Origin of the sequence: Marinobacter sp. M1C, from assembly GCF_023314135.1 — a bacterium.
Classification (GTDB): domain Bacteria; phylum Pseudomonadota; class Gammaproteobacteria; order Pseudomonadales; family Oleiphilaceae; genus Marinobacter.
The window spans coordinates 1,810,921-1,826,632 of sequence record NZ_CP092289.1 but is presented as its reverse complement, the minus strand read 5'-3'; the positions used below and the strand labels follow the sequence as shown (position 1 = coordinate 1,826,632).

The window sequence follows — 15,712 nt, the reverse complement described above, 5'->3', positions numbered from 1 at the left end:
ATGAAGGGAAAAGGCATTCGTATTGAAGGCGTAAGCAAGCGCTATGGCGAGGGTGACACGGCCGTCGACGCTTTAAAACACGTGGACATGCAGGTTGCGCCAGGAGAAGTTGTGGGCCTGATCGGGCCTTCAGGCTCTGGCAAAAGTACTTTGCTCAAATGTCTGGGCGCAGTGATTGACCCAACTGCGGGACGCATGACTCTGGGTGATCAGGTTATCTTTGACGACGGCTGGAAAGTGCGTGACCTGCGCGCTCTGCGACGGGACAAAATTGGCTTTGTATTCCAGGCGCCGTATCTGATTCCGTTTCTTGACGTGACCGATAACGTAGCACTGCTGCCGATGTTGCGGGGTATTCCCAATGGCGAGGCCCGTTCCAAGGCTTTGGAACTGCTCACGGCGCTGGATGTGCAACACCGTGCCAGCGCCATGCCTTCACAGCTCTCCGGTGGCGAGCAGCAGCGGGTAGCCATTGCACGGGGCTTGGTCAACCGGCCGCCGGTAATATTGGCCGACGAACCGACCGCACCGCTCGACAGTGAGCGTGCTATGGCCGTTATTCGCATTCTCAACCACATGGCGCGAAAGTACGAAACAGCGATTATCGTTGTGACGCACGATGAAAAAATTATTCCAACGTTCAAACGCATTTATCACATCCGCGACGGAGTGACTCAAGAGGAAGCGGGTGAAGGGCGGGGATTCGAATAAAGGCTTTGGGGAATACGTTCGAGGCGCTCGTGTAAAACATTCACTTTAGATTGAAAAAATCGATACCTGCACCTAATGTATGAAACATTACAATGCAGGCATCGATTTAAGCGATGATCAAAACCGCAAATTCTTAAGAGTTATGTAACTTATCCCACTCTTTTTCGGCATCCTCCTTGCTCATGCCGTATTTTTCTTGAACTTTGCCCAAGAAGTGATCTTTACGGCCACCAATCTCGTCTACTTCATCGTCAGTCAGTTTGCCCCAGGTCTCACGAACCGTGCCTTTGAGTTGTTTCCATTTACCTTCAGCGATGTCTTTATTCATAGCAACCTCCAAGTTTGATGAGTCTTCACTAAGCTCTTGGTTAAAATCAATATTAGACTTTCGATTCGACAGTGCGATAAATCAAACCATAGTGCAGGGTAGAAACCTGATGCCAAAAAAAACTCTGCGCTAAGTCACTATCTAAGTTCGCATAAGCGCTAAAATTTAACAATGATTACGGCGTTGCGATTAATTCATAATATATTCATGTTCACATGAAGCACGCTGATCTAAAAAGAGTCATTTTTAATAAAAAAAGGGCGCTTCAACTCTCGTTGAAGCGCCCTTTTAAATACCATTCACACTTACGCGATATCAAACCGGTCAGCGTTCATGACTTTGGCCCAGACGGTCACAAAGTCGTGCGCAAAGCGCTCTTTGTTGTCGTCCTGAGCATACAGTTCTGCGTAGGAACGCAGGATCGAGTTGGAACCAAACACCAGGTCTACTCGGGTAGCAGTCCACTTCACCGCGTCTGTTTTGCGATCGCGAATCTCGTAGGAGTTTTTACCGGTCGGTTTCCAGCTGTTTCCCATGTCGGTCAAGTTCACAAAAAAGTCGTTGGTCAGTTGCCCTTCCCTGTTAGTGAATACGCCGTGCTTGCTGCCACCGTGGTTGGTGCCAAGCACACGCATGCCGCCTAATAGCACCGTCATCTCCGGCGCTGTAAGGCCCATCAACTGAGCACGATCCAACAACAGTTTTTCCGGGGTAACCGTGTAATCTTTTTTGACCCAGTTACGGAAACCATCGTGAATGGGCTCCAGCGGCTCAAAAGATTCCACATCGGTCATCTCGTCGGTGGCATCGCCGCGGCCGGCTGAGAATGGCACATTGACGCTGACACCTGCGGCTTTGGCCGCCTGCTCTACGCCAATATTACCCGCCAGCACAATCACATCCGCCACACTTGCACCTGTGTCTGCGGCAATAGCTTCCAGCACGGTTAACACTTGAGCCAGGCGTTCGGGTTCGTTGCCTTCCCAGTTTTTCTGGGGGGCCAGACGGATTCGAGCTCCGTTAGCACCGCCACGCATATCCGAGCCGCGGTAGGTACGGGCACTGTCCCAAGCGGTATTGATCATGTCGGTAGCGTTCAAGCCACTGGCAGCAATCTTTGCTTTAACTGCTTCTACGTTATAACCGGTATTGCCGGCGGGGATCGGGTCTTGCCAGATCAATTCTTCCTGAGGTACTTCCGGACCAACGTAGCGCACTTTTGGTCCAAGGTCGCGATGAGTCAGTTTGAACCAGGCGCGGGCAAACACGTCTTCAAAGTAGGCCTGATCACTAGCGAATCTCTCAGAGATTTTGCGGTACGCAGGGTCCATTTTCATGGCCATGTCGGCGTCAGTCATGATCGGGTTGCGACGCACGGATGGGTTCTCCGCATCCACCGGCTTGTCTTCTTCTTTCATGTCCACAGGTTCCCACTGCCAAGCGCCAGCCGGGCTCTTGGTCAGTTCCCACTCGTGGTTCATGAGCAGCTTGAAATAGCCGTCGTCCCATTGGGTAGGATTGGTGGTCCAGGCACCTTCAAGGCCACTGGTAACCGTGTGGTTGCCCACAGTACCGGTCTTTTTATTCCAGCCCAGGCCTTGCTCTTCCACTTCGGCGCCTTCCGGTGCTTCGCCCAGATTTGCGGGGTCGCCATTACCGTGGCATTTACCCACGGTGTGACCGCCAGCGGTCAACGCGACGGTTTCTTCGTCGTTCATGGCCATGCGTTTAAAGGTTTCGCGCACGTCGCGGGCAGTTGCAAGCGGGTCCGGGTTGCCGTCAACGCCCTCGGGGTTCACGTAGATCAAGCCCATCATCACCGAGGCTAGCGGGTTTTCCATATCGCGATCACCACTGTAACGGCTCTTTTCGTTGTCACTGGTAGCCAGCCACTCGTTTTCCGCGCCCCAGTAGATGTCTTCTTCCGGGTGCCAGATGTCTTCACGGCCAAAAGCGAAGCCAAAGGTTTTGAAGCCCATGGATTCATAAGCCACATTACCCGCCAACAAAATCAGGTCAGCCCAGCTCAGCTTGTTGCCGTACTTCCGCTTTATGGGCCACAGCAGGCGGCGGGCTTTGTCGAGGTTGCCGTTATCCGGCCAGGAGTTCAGCGGAGCGAAACGCTGGTTGCCAGTGCCTGCGCCACCGCGGCCATCGCCAACGCGGTAGGAACCGGCTGCGTGCCACGCCAGACGAATCATCAGGCCGCCGTAATGGCCCCAATCCGCCGGCCACCAATCCTGGCTGTCGGTCATCAAGTCGGTCAGGTCTTTTTTAAGAGCATCAACATCCAGCTTTTTCAGCTCTTCACGATAGTTAACAGCGGCACCCAACGGCTTGGTTTTGCTATCGTGCTGATTAAGGATGGCCAAGTTAAGGGCGCTTGGCCACCACTTCATGTTGCTGTCGCCGGATGTGGTGTTTCCACCGTGCATTACCGGGCATTTACCTGCAGTAGGGCTATTATCAGCCATGTTTTTCTCCACTATTTTCGGGGGATGTTGGCTCCACTCAAAGACAACGTAGCAATTAGACATTTCTTCTTTGATGTGGCTTGGACTGACTATAGTGCAACAGGCTAACATCAATATAATTTTCTTTGACTACCGATGCGGTTAGTTTTTAACTATAACTGTGCGGCCGCGTCTGCGGTCTCCGCCAGCATCCGCACCCGCGCAAAATCTTCTTCGGTGAACACGCCGTTCACCCCGGAAATAGCCGCCAGTGTCATACCGTGCTTCAGACCTAATTTGTAGATCTCCCGAACTTTTTCCCATTTAATATTACGGCCCAGGGTAAAGTTCTCGAACCGCCCTTCCAACGCCAGCACCATGGTTTCCGCCAGGCAGGCGTAGGCGATGCCTTTGGGCAAGCCTATGTCTTTCATGCGTACGTTGCCGGGCAGGAAAATTTCGCCGGATTCAATCACCAATACATCGGGGCGTTTGGCAACGTCTTGCGCTGAAATGTCCAGGGGTCGAGCCACGTCAGTAATCACGCAGCCAGGTTTTACCTGCATGATGTCCAGCACCCGCTTACCCGCGCCGGAGGTGGCCGTCACAATCATGTCCATCTGCGCCAGATCACGATCGGCTGCGCCGGCCACGTGCACGATGGCGCCAGGGGTTTCCTGTTCAATAGCAGCTTTCAACGCCAGCAGTTTCGCCGGCTCCGGTGCCGCCAGATAAATCTCATCCACGGCTTTTGCCAGCAGGCGTGCACACACAGAGCCAATGGCACCGGTGGCTCCAACCACCATGGCCTTGCCCTGCATTTTGCCGTTATCGCCTATCTTGGCGCGGCCAATCTTCTTCACGGCCTCGTGGGCAGCCCACAAGGCACCAGAAGCACTGTAACTGTTGCCAGTGGTGATAGGCAGCGGCGCTCGCTTGGCGACGGTAATACCGGCGTCGCCCACCACTTTGGTAAACGCACCCAGGCCCATAATTTGCGCGCCCAATTTTTTTGCCAGTTCGGCGGCAGCCAAAAGGCGGCTATAGGTAAATTCTGGGTCGTGGGCCATGATTTCTTTTGGCGTGCCACCCACGGTAATCAGGTAGCCTTCCACTTCGTCGCCAGTGGGCGACTTCAAACCGGAGATTTCGGAATAGATAAACGGTGGCGCATAGGCCACGGCCTTTTCGATCAGGTTCATCACCGACTTTGGTGCTACCGCGGCAATCAGGTCAAGCGGTGGAGTTTTAGTCAGATACTGCTGTGACAGAGGATGAATCACAAACGCCATGCGGTTAATGCGGCGATAGCCGTCGGGGTAAAGAATGCGTGGCTCTATGCCCAGATTCTGGATGACTTTCAGGTAATCGTCGGGGCCCAGTTGTGCCGGCGCGCGTGAAAGAGCCGCGCTGATCATCGCCTCCATCACGTTTACGCCAACCGGGCGGTCTTCCAGCCACGGGCTGTAATCCACCACCATAGCCACGCCGCGGGAGCGCATCCAGTCCAGACCGGATTCCGACACCCGCGAGGTAATCACGGTTTTGCCGTCCAGCTGTTCACGGGTGAACGGCGCCAGATCTCCCATATTGCCAACAATGACGTGGGCTTTTTTTACCGCCGACTGCAAGCTTCTTTTTACGCGTTTTTCACCCATGCGGTACAGCGGGCCGCCCAAAAGGGCGTCCACAACTTTTATGGCACCCGGGCGCTTGGCCAGAGGTGCCGTCAGCGCAACATAGCGCTCAAGCTGCGCCAGGGACGTCAGAAAACCGGGTACGCCGTACTCAAGGTAAGGGTCGGCAAACTGAAAATTTTCGGTATGTTCACTCAAAGCGCGGGCGATGCGGTAGCTGGCTTTACCGTTTAGACACACCACCCGGGCATTATCAAAGAAATGCCCCAGGCTCGCCTGGGTACGGCGCACAGCCCATTCCTGCAGTATGCCCCGCAGGCCAACGCCTGTTGTAACCGATGTGTTTGGCACACAGGCTTCCAATTGCGCAGTTTGCGAGTTTATCAGGCGCTCGCGACCGACCTGATAGTGGTCGTGGACCATGCTCAGACCAATCGCGTCCACTTCCAGGCCCCGCAGGATCTGCTCTGCCCGCTGTTGGTTTGCATCGGTACCGGTTCGAATCACCCGGAACGATTGCCCCAGAAAGTTAGTTTGCACATCGTAATCGTGTTCACTGGAGCCCAGACTTACGCTAACCACGGTTTTCATTAGGGGCGATCCTTATTGGTTATGATCCGAGCTGGTTATGATCCAAATACCAAATATCAACACCCTAGTTTAGACTGTGCGCGACACCCTGCTGTTGGCCGAAATCAATTAAGCGTTGATCGACAGCTGTGGCCTGATTAAGGAACTCGAACATAGGTGCCACTTCACGAATTTTGCGCGCCTGGGGCCAAAGGGCCTCGGCTTCGCTAAAGCCCTGGCGTAAATAATTCATCCATTGTTTGATGCGCCCGGTTACGTATTTGTCCTCCAGCCAGCCCTGAAGCGCGACCCCGTATTCCTGCACCAGAGCCAGTGCTTCTGGCCAGGTCATCAGCTCGATACTTTCACCGCGCTGGCTGGCGCGAATTTGGCGTGCCAGATCCGGCCGCGCCACCAGGCCGCGGCCAATCATTACATCGTCGCAGCCAGACACTTCACGACAGCGCCAGTAGTCAGCCACCGTGAAAATGTCACCGTTAGCAATCACCTTGGCCTTTACCGCTTCCCGCGCCTTGGCAATTTCTTCCCAGTAGGCAGGCGGCTTATAGCCGTCTTTTTTGCTGCGGGCATGAATCACGATTTCGCCGGCACCGGCTGCCTCCAAAGCTTGCGCACAGGCCACGCCCATAGAACGGTCGTCGTAACCCAGTCGCATTTTGGCGGTTACTAAAACCGTCGCAGGCACCGCCTGGCGCACAGCGGCAACAATTTCGTGCATCAGCTCGGGCTCGCGCATCAACACACAGCCGCCCTTGTGCTTATTAACGGTTTTGGCCGGGCAGCCAAAGTTGATATCCACCTGAGTGGCCCCCAACTCGGCGGCTTTCAGGCCATGGCGCGCCATCATGTGCGGGTCGGAACCCAGCAGCTGAACAGCCACTGGCACGCCCACCCGGGTCAGCGAGTTGTTATGAAGTTCGGGCGCGTATTTGTAGAAAATTCGCGGCGGCAGCATGCCGTGGGTCACGCGAATAAATTCGGTCACGCACCGGTCAATACCGCCCACTTTGGTGAGGGTTTCACGGATAGGTGCATCCACCAGCCCTTCCATCGGGGCCAGAATAATTCGCATGAGCGCTCCAGAGCAGGTCAAAACAGCGGTGAAAAAGTGATAAAAGAGTGATAGCAAGAGTGGCACTGAGGATGCCAAAAAATCAGGAGATAGAGAAGCAGGGATTATACGCGTTCTATGGTTTCAAACTTGCCCTGGTCGTTGAAGCTGATGCAAAAACTGCCACGAACGCCATCGCTCAGATAAAAACGGGAAAGAATTCGAGCCGGAAAACGGACAGAGCGTCCGTCCCGGGCCCGTGCGGTCACATCTTGTGCAAGGCCCTGATAGAGCTTTATCCACTCGTCAGGGCCAATGCTAATATCCACCACAATGCGCTGCATGGATCGTGTCCAGTCTGGCTTAGTTAGCCAGCTCCAGCAGCAGACGGTTCAAGCGTGTTACGTATGCGCCCGGGTCTTTCAGCTGTTCGCCACTGGCCAGGGTAGCCTGGTCAAGCAGAACCGCAGACAACTCGCCAAAGCGATCTTCACTCTGCTCACGCTCCAAGCGCTGCACCAGCGGGTGATCCACGTTGATTTCGAAGATCGGCTTGCTGTCTGGCACGCTCTGGCCAGCGGCTTCCATAATCTTCTTCATCTGGGCGCCCATGTCGAAATCCGCCACTACCAGGCAGGCTGGTGAATCGGTCAACCGGTTGGTTACCCGCACTTCCTGAACCCGTTCTTCCAAGGCTTTTTTGATGCGTTCGAGCAGGCCTTGATGTTCTTTGGTAGCTTCTTCCTGGTGCTTTTTATCTTCTTCGGTTTCGACATCACCCAGATCCAGCTCACCGCGAGCTACGTCCTGGAACTGCTTGCTGTCGAAGTCATTGAGGTAACCCATCATCCACTCGTCAATGCGGTCAGACAGAATCAGCACTTCAATGCCTTTCTTGCGGAACACTTCCAGATGCGGGCTGCTCTTGGCGGCCATGAAGTTGTCAGCAGTGATGTAGTAAATCTTTTTCTGGCCTTCTTTCATGCGGCCGATGTAGTGCTCCAAAGATACATTCTGGGCTTCTTCACCGGTGTGGGTAGAGGCAAAACGCAACAGGCCAGCGATTTTTTCGCGGTTGCCAAAGTCTTCCGCCGGGCCCTCTTTTAACACCGCGCCAAATTCGTTCCAGAATTTCTGATATTCGTCGCCTTCTTTTTTGGACAGCTTCGATAGCATGTCCAGAACCCGCTTGGTGACCGCGGTGCGAATGCTGTCGACGATGCTGTCGTTCTGCAGAATTTCACGGGACACGTTCAGCGACAGATCGCTGGAATCAATCACACCCTTGGTGAAGCGCAGGTACAGCGGCAGGAACTGTTCGGCGTCGTCCATAATGAACACGCGCTGAACGTAGAGTTTCAGGCCGCGGGGTGTTTCGCGGTTGTACAGGTCAAACGGCGCGCGAGCCGGAAGGTACAGCAGGCTGGTGTAGTCCAGCTTGCCTTCCACTTTATTGTGAGACCAGCTCAGAGGGTCTTCAAAATCGTGGGAGATGTGCTTGTAGAACTCTTTGTATTCCTGGTCTTTAATTTCCGTGCGCGGCAGTGTCCAGAGCGCCGTGGCATCATTGACCGTTTCGTCTTTGCCCTTTTGCTCTTCTTCCTCGGATTCAGACGCCATGACCACCGGGAACGAAATGTGGTCAGAGTACTTCTTCACCAGGTTGCGCAGGCGCATGCCATCGGCAAATTCCTTAGCTTCCGGCTTCAGCTGCAACACAATCTCGGTGCCACGCTGAGCGCGTTCAACGGTTTCGATGGTGAATTCACCGTCGCCTTTAGACGCCCAATGTACGCCTTCAGATGCGGGTGCACCGGCGCGGCGGGTAAATACGTCAACCTGGTCAGCCACAATGAATGACGAATAAAAGCCTACACCAAACTGACCGATCAGCTTGCTGTCTTTTTTCTCATCACCAGACAGCTGCTTCAGGAAGTCCGCGGTGCCGGAACGGGCAATAGTCCCCAGATTGCTGATCACGTCTTCGCGGGCCATACCAATGCCGTTATCACTCAAAGTGACGGTATTGGCTTCGGCATCGTACGCCAGGCGGATTTTGAGTTCGGAATCGCCTTCGTACAGGCCGTCGTCTTTCAGAGCAGCGAAGCGCAGCTTGTCTTCTGCGTCAGAAGCGTTGGAAACCAGCTCACGAAGGAAAATTTCCTTGTTGGAATACAAGGAGTGAATCATCAGCTGTAGCAGCTGCTTTACTTCGGTCTGGAAACCCAGAGTTTCTTTTTGCGATTCAACCGTCATGGTGCGTATCTCTCCTGACTACTGTGGAACATAAAATAAGTGGCGATTCGTGCGACGCCATGGATCATGGAAGCAGAAATGGGGCCACCCGGAGGCATTTCAAGGCTAACGAGTCAGCGGATTTAACGTCAGTGAGTAGCAAGGCGGAACGCCACCTATGCTATAAAGCCCTCATAACTTGTGAATCAGCAGGAGCTCGCAGTGAACCCAATCACCAAATCCCAAATGTTGAAAGTCCTACTTACTGCGCTAACGCTGGCTTTTACTTTGGCCGGCTGCTCAGTCAACCCGGTCACCGGGGAACGCCAACTGTCCATCATTCCTGAAAACCAGGAATTGAGCATGGGTGCCGAGCAGTACAAACCCACCCAGCAAACCCAGGGCGGGCAGTTTTATCTCGACCCTGAGCTGACCGTGTACATACGCGAAGTGGGCATGAAACTGGCGGCGGTGAGCGACCGGCCTGACCTGCCCTACGATTTTGTGGTGCTGAACAGCAGCGTGCCCAACGCCTGGGCCCTGCCCGGCGGCAAGATTGCCATTAACCGCGGCCTGTTGACCGAGTTCAACGACGAAGCCCAGCTAGCCTCGGTGCTGGGCCACGAGATTGTGCACGCCGCTGCCCGCCACAGTGTGCAGCGTATGCAGCAGGCGCAGATTATAGGCTTGGGGGTGGGTGCTCTGGGCCTGGCACTGACCGATAACGAATGGGCGGGCATGGTGATGGGCGGCGCGGCCGTTGGCGCACAAATTGCGCTGGCGCAATACAGCCAGGGCGACGAACTGGAGTCCGACTATTACGGCATTCGCTATATGAAAGCAGCCGGCTATGACCCCCAGGCCGCTGTAGAGCTGCAGCAGATTTTTCTGGAAATGTCCAAGGGCCGCAGCGCCGGATTCATCGACGGACTGTTTGCTACTCACCCGCCATCCGCCAAAAGGGTGGCCGAGAACCGTAAGCTGGTGAGTGAAGTGGGTGGCGGCGGCTATCGAGGTGAAGACATATACCAGAAGAAAACCGCCCTGCTAAGAAAGCTGCAGCCCGCTTACGATGCACACGACAAGGCGGTTGAATTGGCTGGTAAAAAAGAATACGCGGCGGCCATCGACAAAGTAAACCAGGCAATCAAACTGGCGCCGCGAGAAGCGATGTTCTACAACCTGCGCGGGCGCTTGTACCAGCAGCAGGAAAATCTGGACAAAGCCGGTAAAGATTTTGACAAGGCCGTTGAACTTTACCCGGAAATGTATGTGTACCGTATCTACAACGGCTTGAACGCGCTGGAACAAAATAACCTGGGCAAGGCCAAAGACAATCTGACCCAGGCCAACCAGTCGGTGCCCACGTCCATCGCGTTTCTGCGCCTGGGAGACATTGCGGTGAAACAGAACGACCGTGGTGAGGCCATTGCCAACTACCGCACCGCTGCACAGGCCGGTGGCGAAATCGGCCAGGAAGCTCAGGCCAAGTTGACGCGCCTGACCCAATAACCCGTTAATCGCAATTTCTAAAGCCGCAGACTTAAAAGCTTGCGGTTTTTTTATGGCAAAAAATGATCACAGTCACGGCTTTGAGCGACAGCTCGGTAAGCCGGATTGACTTTATAGAGTAATCACTCTAAAAATACGCTCAGGGACATTCACAGTGGGTAATAACCATGGCAACAAAGCACCTTCGGCCATTGGGCTCAAAAGCCAAGCGGCTATATGTAAACATTATGTTTCAGGTAATGGGCCGAGCCTTGCAGGCGGTCAGCGAGGTGGACGACGAGGTGTGCAATGAAGCGCGCCCACTGCCCATCGGTTTTCTATTTCAGATGATGGTGATGCCCAAGGGCGCCAGCCTGATGATTGAGCACGTCGGCGACGGGCGCTTTAAATACCACAGCGGAGAAGCGCCTCGGCCGATCGATTTATCAATAAAATTCAAACACCTGGAACACGCATTTCTAGTGCTTTCGTTCCAGGAAAAAACGTCGGTGGCTTTCGCCAACGATCGCATGCTGGTGGATGGCGACATCAGTTACGCGGTGCGTATGACCCGCATCCTGAACCGCCTAGAAACCTTTATTTTGCCAAAATTGGTGGCCAAGCGGGCGGTGAAAGCCTACCCCCAGAATTTGCATCTGCCTGAAAAACTCATCAGTGCCGCCCGAATTTATCTGAAAGTTGCGACCCATTTTATTAAAACAGCGAGAACATTATGAGCCGCCAATATTACGAGTTCTTCTGCCCGGTCAAAGTTATTGCAGGCAAAGCCGCTTTGGAGCACATCCCCTACGAACTGACCAGCATTGGGGCCAAACGCCCGATGATTGTGACCGACAAGGGCGTGCGCGCGGCCGGTTTGCTAGACCCTGTGATTGCCGCCTGCGAAGACAGCGGTTTAGAGATTGTCTGCATTTTTGATGACGTGCCACCCGATTCGTCCACCAGCGTGGTGCGCACGATTGCCGCGCTTTACCGCAAAGAGAAGTGCGACTCTATCATCGCCGTAGGCGGTGGCTCGGCCATTGATACCGGTAAAGCGGTGAACATTCTGGTGTCTGAGGGCGGCGATGACCTTGCCAAGTACAGCGGTGCCGGTGTGATCAAGCATCCGTTGAATCCGTTTTTTGTGGTGCCAACGACCGCCGGCACCGGTTCGGAAGTGACGTCTGTGGCGGTGATCACCGACGAGGTAAAAGGCGTTAAACTGCCCTTTACGTCGTCATTTTTGCTGCCCAACGCGGCGATTATTGACCCGCGAATGACCATCACCCTGCCGCCACACATCACTGCGGCCACGGCCATGGACGCCATGACTCACTCGGTGGAAGCCTTCACCTGCATGGCGAAGAACCCGCTCAGCGACGCTTATGCCACAGCAGCCATCAAAAAGGTCAGCCAATTTCTGCCGAAGGTGATGGACAACCCCAAAGACGTTGACGGCCGCCTGGAGTTGGCGCAAGCATCTACTATGGCGGGCATCGCGTTTTCCAACTCCATGGTGGGCCTGGTACACGCGCTTGGTCACGCCACGGGCGCTATCTGCCACCTGCCCCACGGCCTGTGCATGAGCCTGTACCTGCCCTACGTGCTGGAATACAACCTGGAAACCATTCGCCAGCCTTTGGGTGAACTGTTGCTCTATCTGGATGGCCCGGAAGTGTATTCCTCCACGCCTTCCAGTCGTCGCGCCGAAGCCAGCATTGCCGCCCTTCGAAAAATGCGCAACACCCTGTACCAGCAGTGTGAATTGCCGCGCACCCTGAAAGAAAGCGGCAAGGTGACCTACGACCAGCTGGAAGCCATTGCCCGGATGGCGCTGGACGACGGCGCCATCATGTTCAACCCGAAAGAAGCCGATTTGAAAGACGTGCGTGCAGTATTAGAAAACGCCTGGGCCGGATAAACCCAGGCGCTGTGTTAGCAGTAGCTTCGCAGCTGGAAGGCTGCGAAGCTACTCCAACCGCCGCAACAGCAGCATCGGCGACACGGTTAACACCGGGCGAAGCTGCCAGCGCCCGAACAGCGCGAGTACCACAGCACTGATTAACGGAATCGGTAACACTACCTGCCAGTGAACGCGGAAATCCCCTTCAAACATTTTCATCTGAAGCGCGTAGACCGCGGCTTCAGCCGCAACAACTCCAAGAATACCGGCAAAACCTCCCAGCAACGCAAATTCCAGCATGGTTGCCCGCACCAGCAAGCTCTGACGACCGCCCAAGGTACGCAGCAGCGCCCCTTCGCGCTGGCGATCCTGCAAAGTGGCACTGACCACCGCCGCCATCACCACCAGCGCAGCGGCCAGAATCAACCCTAGAATAGCCTCGATGGCTTGGGTGATTTGCACCACAATCAGCTGAATGCGTTCGATAATATTATCAACCTCAAGCACCGACACTGTGGGGAACTGGCGGGAAAACGCATTCAGTTCGTTTTTCGCCGTTTTCGGCAAAAAGAAACTGGTGATCCAGGTTGCCGGCAACTGGCGCAGACTGCTGTCTGGCGAAAACGCCACGTAGAAGTTGGGTGTCATACTGTCCCACTGCACGGTGCGGATACTGGTCACGGTTTCAGTGATCTGCTCGGAACCAATGGTGAAGGTCAATACGTCACCAGGCGTAATACCAAGCTTTCCAGCCAGCTCAGATTCCACCGATACGCCGTCAGTTTTGCCTGGGGCGAACCATTCACCATCAACAATGCGATTGTTTTCTGGCAGCGTGTCCATCCAGGTCAGGTTAAGCTCGCGGTTCAACGCATTCACCCGTTCGTCTTTACTCACCGCCTCTTTTACCGGTTTACCGTTGAGCAACGTCAGGCGGCCACGCACCATGGGGTACATAGCGTCCAGAGGCTGGCCGCGGCTGTTCCAGAATTCATCGATATCGTCCACTGCTTGCGGGCTGATATTGACCATAAAGTGGTTGGGCGCGCCTTCGGGCAGCTGCGCGCGCCAGTCGTCCAACAGCGAGGTACGCACCAAAATCAGGGTGGTGGCCAGCATCAGCGTCATGGCGAACACCGCAATCTGCGACAGGCTGGCCTGGCGGTGCCGGTATAGGCCCAGCAAAGCAAGGCGCCAGGCGTTGCCGCCGCCGCGCACTGTTCGCAAGCCCAGCACCAGCATCCAACCCAGCAACACCAGAGTGGCCAGCAGGAGGCCGAGGCCCACCAGCAGCGCAATCACCAGCTGCACATCGCCGGCGTAAGCCCACACCAAACCAAACACACCCACGATACCGATGATAAAGTCTGGCACCAGCTCGCGCCGGGATTCACCCGGCTGACTGCGCAGCACCCGCATGGCCGGCACTTTGCGCAGGCGGCGGATGGGCGGGTAAGCAAAAGCGAACAGCGACACAAGGGCCGTCAGAACAGCCGGCGTTAGAGCTTTAGGGTCAAGGTAAACGTCAACAGGCTGATCCAGCACATCACCTAGTATCTGACTCAGGCCCCAGAACAGCGGTAAGGCCACCAGCAAACCACCGACCATGCCGACAACGCCCCAAACGGCCAGTCGGCGCAGGTACAAACGGCCGATGCGAGGGCTGCCGACGCCCAGAGTTTTCAGCAAAGCTACCGTATCGCGCTGCGACACGGCGTATTGACGGCTGGCCACCGCCACCGCCACCGCGGCCAGAAGCACGGCCAAGCTGCCGCCCAGCAGCAGGAAGCTTTCGGCTCGCTCCAGTGATGCCGACAGAGTTTCACCGTCACGCACGCTGCGCCATTCCTGACTAGGTTGCAGCTGGGGTTGTAGCCACTGTTCGAAACCCGACAGCTCAGCCGCCTCGCCGGCAAACAGATACACAAAGCTGACCCGGCTGCCTTCTTGCAGAACGCCGGTCGATGCCACATCCGCTTGGTGCATCATTACCCGTGGCGCCAACGCTGCCAGACTGAAGCCACCGTCAGGCTCGCGCTCCAGCAGACTGCCGATCACCAACTTGCGAGTGCCCAGCTCAAGCTCATCGCCCACATTTAATTCCAGCAAGCGCAGCAAACGCGGGTTTATCCAAACCTCACCGGGAGCTGGGCCAGATTTCAGAGTTTGCCGTGGCTCATCGAAACCCGTGCGAATTTCGACTTCGCCACGCAGCGGATAACCGTCGCTAACAGCTTTCACCGAAACCAGTTGAAAGTTACCACCGCCAAACACCATGGTGGAAAACTCGGTCATTTCTGCTGTTTCCAATCCACGCTGCTGCGCCTCAACGAGCCAGGCCGGCGGCAGTGGTTGGCCGTTTTCCGATTCCAGCTGGCGGTCAGCCGCCAGGAACGAGCTGGCCGATGACACCAGAGTGCGTTGCAACTGGCTGGCAAACAACGCGATGGTAGCCACCGTGGCCACGGCAATAATCAGCGCCGCCAGCACCACCCGAACATCCCGCTCGCGCCATTCGCGGCGCACCGACTGCAATTTACCGGTAGCGGCCATCAGCTTGCTGCCTTCTGGCGGGTTTCCGGCTCGCTCAACACGCCACCCTCAATGTGGAACTGTCGGCCACAGCGGGCCGCCAGCTGTTCGTCATGAGTCACCATCACCAAGGTGGTGCCCTGCTCGCGGTTCAGTGCCATCAGCAAATCCGATACGTCTTTGCCGGTACGGTTATCGAGATTACCGGTGGGTTCATCGGCGAATAGAATCGCAGGTTCGCAAGCGAAGGCGCGGGCTATGGCCACCCGTTGCTGCTCGCCACCGGATAACTGCCGCGGGGTATGCGTCAGGCGCTCACCCAGACCTACCCGTTGCAAAAGCTCCCGCGCTCGGGCCTCGGCATTTTGGCGACCGGCCAGTTCCAGCGGCAACATCACGTTTTCAAGAGCGGTCAAAGCCGGCAATAATTGAAATGACTGAAACACAAAACCAACTCTTTGGGCCCGCAGCGCGGCGCGTTCGTCTTCGCTCAGCGCGCTGATGTTTGCACCATCCAGTTCAATACTGCCTTCGCTCGGCGTGTCCAACCCGGCCAGCAGGCCCAGCAAGGTGGTTTTTCCGGAACCGGAGCGCCCTACAATAGCGACGGAGTCGCCCTGATTGATTTCCAGGTTGACCCCCTGCAAGATCGTTAGCGTATTGAATTCAAGGTCTACCTTGTGTGTCAGGTTGCTGACCCGCAATATTACGTGGGGATTCGGTGACTTCTGGTCGTTAAATTCGTTCACGGCTCTAATTAATCCTGTCCTGTGGCAA

Annotated in this window: 12 protein-coding genes; 4 read left to right on the top strand and 8 right to left on the bottom strand. The window is 55.5% G+C overall.

Going from position 1 to position 15,712, the window contains the following annotated elements:
* Positions 1-711, top strand: a complete 711-nt coding sequence (locus MIH19_RS08675; protein ID WP_249008481.1) for an ABC transporter ATP-binding protein — start codon at positions 1-3, stop codon at positions 709-711.
* A 133-nt stretch (positions 712-844) separates the two neighbouring features.
* Here MIH19_RS08675 and MIH19_RS08670 read toward each other — a convergent pair whose 3' ends face one another.
* From MIH19_RS08670 to htpG, 6 genes are all read right to left on the bottom strand, one after another.
* Positions 845-1,039: a CsbD family protein gene (locus MIH19_RS08670; protein ID WP_249008480.1), complete on the bottom strand. Its 195-nt coding sequence runs from the start codon at positions 1,037-1,039 to the stop codon at positions 845-847.
* Between the two features lie 305 nt (positions 1,040-1,344).
* The gene (gene katG / locus MIH19_RS08665; RefSeq protein ID WP_249008479.1) at positions 1,345-3,513 is read right to left on the bottom strand and encodes a catalase/peroxidase HPI; all 2,169 of its coding nucleotides are present in this window, start codon (positions 3,511-3,513) and stop codon (positions 1,345-1,347) included.
* Between the two features lie 152 nt (positions 3,514-3,665).
* A complete protein-coding gene (locus MIH19_RS08660) occupies positions 3,666-5,720 on the bottom strand; it encodes a dehydrogenase (protein ID WP_249008478.1) in 2,055 nt (684 codons plus the stop codon).
* Between the two features lie 64 nt (positions 5,721-5,784).
* Positions 5,785-6,792: a tRNA-dihydrouridine synthase gene (locus tag MIH19_RS08655; protein WP_249008477.1), complete on the bottom strand. Its 1,008-nt coding sequence runs from the start codon at positions 6,790-6,792 to the stop codon at positions 5,785-5,787.
* 104 nt (positions 6,793-6,896) lie between these two features.
* Positions 6,897-7,115 carry a DUF2835 domain-containing protein gene (locus tag MIH19_RS08650; protein ID WP_249008476.1) on the bottom strand — a complete coding sequence of 73 codons (219 nt, stop codon included), beginning with the start codon at positions 7,113-7,115 and terminating at the stop codon, positions 6,897-6,899.
* Positions 7,116-7,134: 19 nt separating this feature from the next.
* Positions 7,135-9,027 carry a molecular chaperone HtpG gene (htpG, locus tag MIH19_RS08645; RefSeq protein ID WP_249008475.1) on the bottom strand — a complete coding sequence of 631 codons (1,893 nt, stop codon included), beginning with the start codon at positions 9,025-9,027 and terminating at the stop codon, positions 7,135-7,137.
* A gap of 201 nt (positions 9,028-9,228) precedes the next feature.
* On the opposite strand from htpG, the gene MIH19_RS08640 reads away from it, so the two are divergent.
* The 3 genes from MIH19_RS08640 (at position 9,229) to MIH19_RS08630 (ending at position 12,421) form a co-directional block, all read left to right on the top strand.
* Positions 9,229-10,518 (top strand): M48 family metalloprotease, encoded by a 1,290-nt coding sequence (locus MIH19_RS08640; RefSeq protein ID WP_249008474.1) that lies wholly within the window; start codon positions 9,229-9,231, stop codon positions 10,516-10,518.
* Between the two features lie 167 nt (positions 10,519-10,685).
* Positions 10,686-11,234 (top strand): hypothetical protein, encoded by a 549-nt coding sequence (locus MIH19_RS08635; RefSeq protein WP_249008473.1) that lies wholly within the window; start codon positions 10,686-10,688, stop codon positions 11,232-11,234.
* Positions 11,231-12,421 (top strand): iron-containing alcohol dehydrogenase, encoded by a 1,191-nt coding sequence (locus tag MIH19_RS08630; protein ID WP_249008472.1) that lies wholly within the window; start codon positions 11,231-11,233, stop codon positions 12,419-12,421. The genes MIH19_RS08635 and MIH19_RS08630 overlap by 4 nt, the downstream gene beginning before the upstream one ends.
* Before the next feature lie 48 nt (positions 12,422-12,469).
* On the opposite strand, the gene MIH19_RS08625 is transcribed toward MIH19_RS08630, so the two are convergent.
* Entirely contained in the window at positions 12,470-14,956 is a 2,487-nt protein-coding gene (locus MIH19_RS08625; RefSeq protein WP_249008471.1) for an FtsX-like permease family protein, read from the bottom strand.
* The gene (locus MIH19_RS08620) at positions 14,956-15,684 is read right to left on the bottom strand and encodes an ABC transporter ATP-binding protein (protein ID WP_249008470.1); all 729 of its coding nucleotides are present in this window, start codon (positions 15,682-15,684) and stop codon (positions 14,956-14,958) included. Before MIH19_RS08620 ends, MIH19_RS08625 begins: the two co-directional genes overlap by 1 nt.
* Positions 15,685-15,712 lie beyond the last annotated feature (28 nt).

Excerpts from the sequence above, each read along its gene's own strand:
- MIH19_RS08655 (WP_249008477.1), bottom strand. The coding sequence starts at position 6,792 with ATGCGAATTATTCTGGCCCCGATGGAAGGGCTGGTGGATGCACCTATC.
- katG (WP_249008479.1), bottom strand. The coding sequence starts at position 3,513 with ATGGCTGATAATAGCCCTACTGCAGGTAAATGCCCGGTAATGCACGGT.
- MIH19_RS08625 (WP_249008471.1), bottom strand. The coding sequence starts at position 14,956 with ATGGCCGCTACCGGTAAATTGCAGTCGGTGCGCCGCGAATGGCGCGAG.
- MIH19_RS08635 (WP_249008473.1), top strand. The coding sequence starts at position 10,686 with ATGGCAACAAAGCACCTTCGGCCATTGGGCTCAAAAGCCAAGCGGCTA.
- MIH19_RS08630 (WP_249008472.1), top strand. The coding sequence starts at position 11,231 with ATGAGCCGCCAATATTACGAGTTCTTCTGCCCGGTCAAAGTTATTGCA.
- MIH19_RS08675 (WP_249008481.1), top strand. The coding sequence starts at position 1 with ATGAAGGGAAAAGGCATTCGTATTGAAGGCGTAAGCAAGCGCTATGGC.
- MIH19_RS08670 (WP_249008480.1), bottom strand. The coding sequence starts at position 1,039 with ATGAATAAAGACATCGCTGAAGGTAAATGGAAACAACTCAAAGGCACG.
- MIH19_RS08650 (WP_249008476.1), bottom strand. The coding sequence starts at position 7,115 with ATGCAGCGCATTGTGGTGGATATTAGCATTGGCCCTGACGAGTGGATA.
- htpG (WP_249008475.1), bottom strand. The coding sequence starts at position 9,027 with ATGACGGTTGAATCGCAAAAAGAAACTCTGGGTTTCCAGACCGAAGTA.
- MIH19_RS08660 (WP_249008478.1), bottom strand. The coding sequence starts at position 5,720 with ATGAAAACCGTGGTTAGCGTAAGTCTGGGCTCCAGTGAACACGATTAC.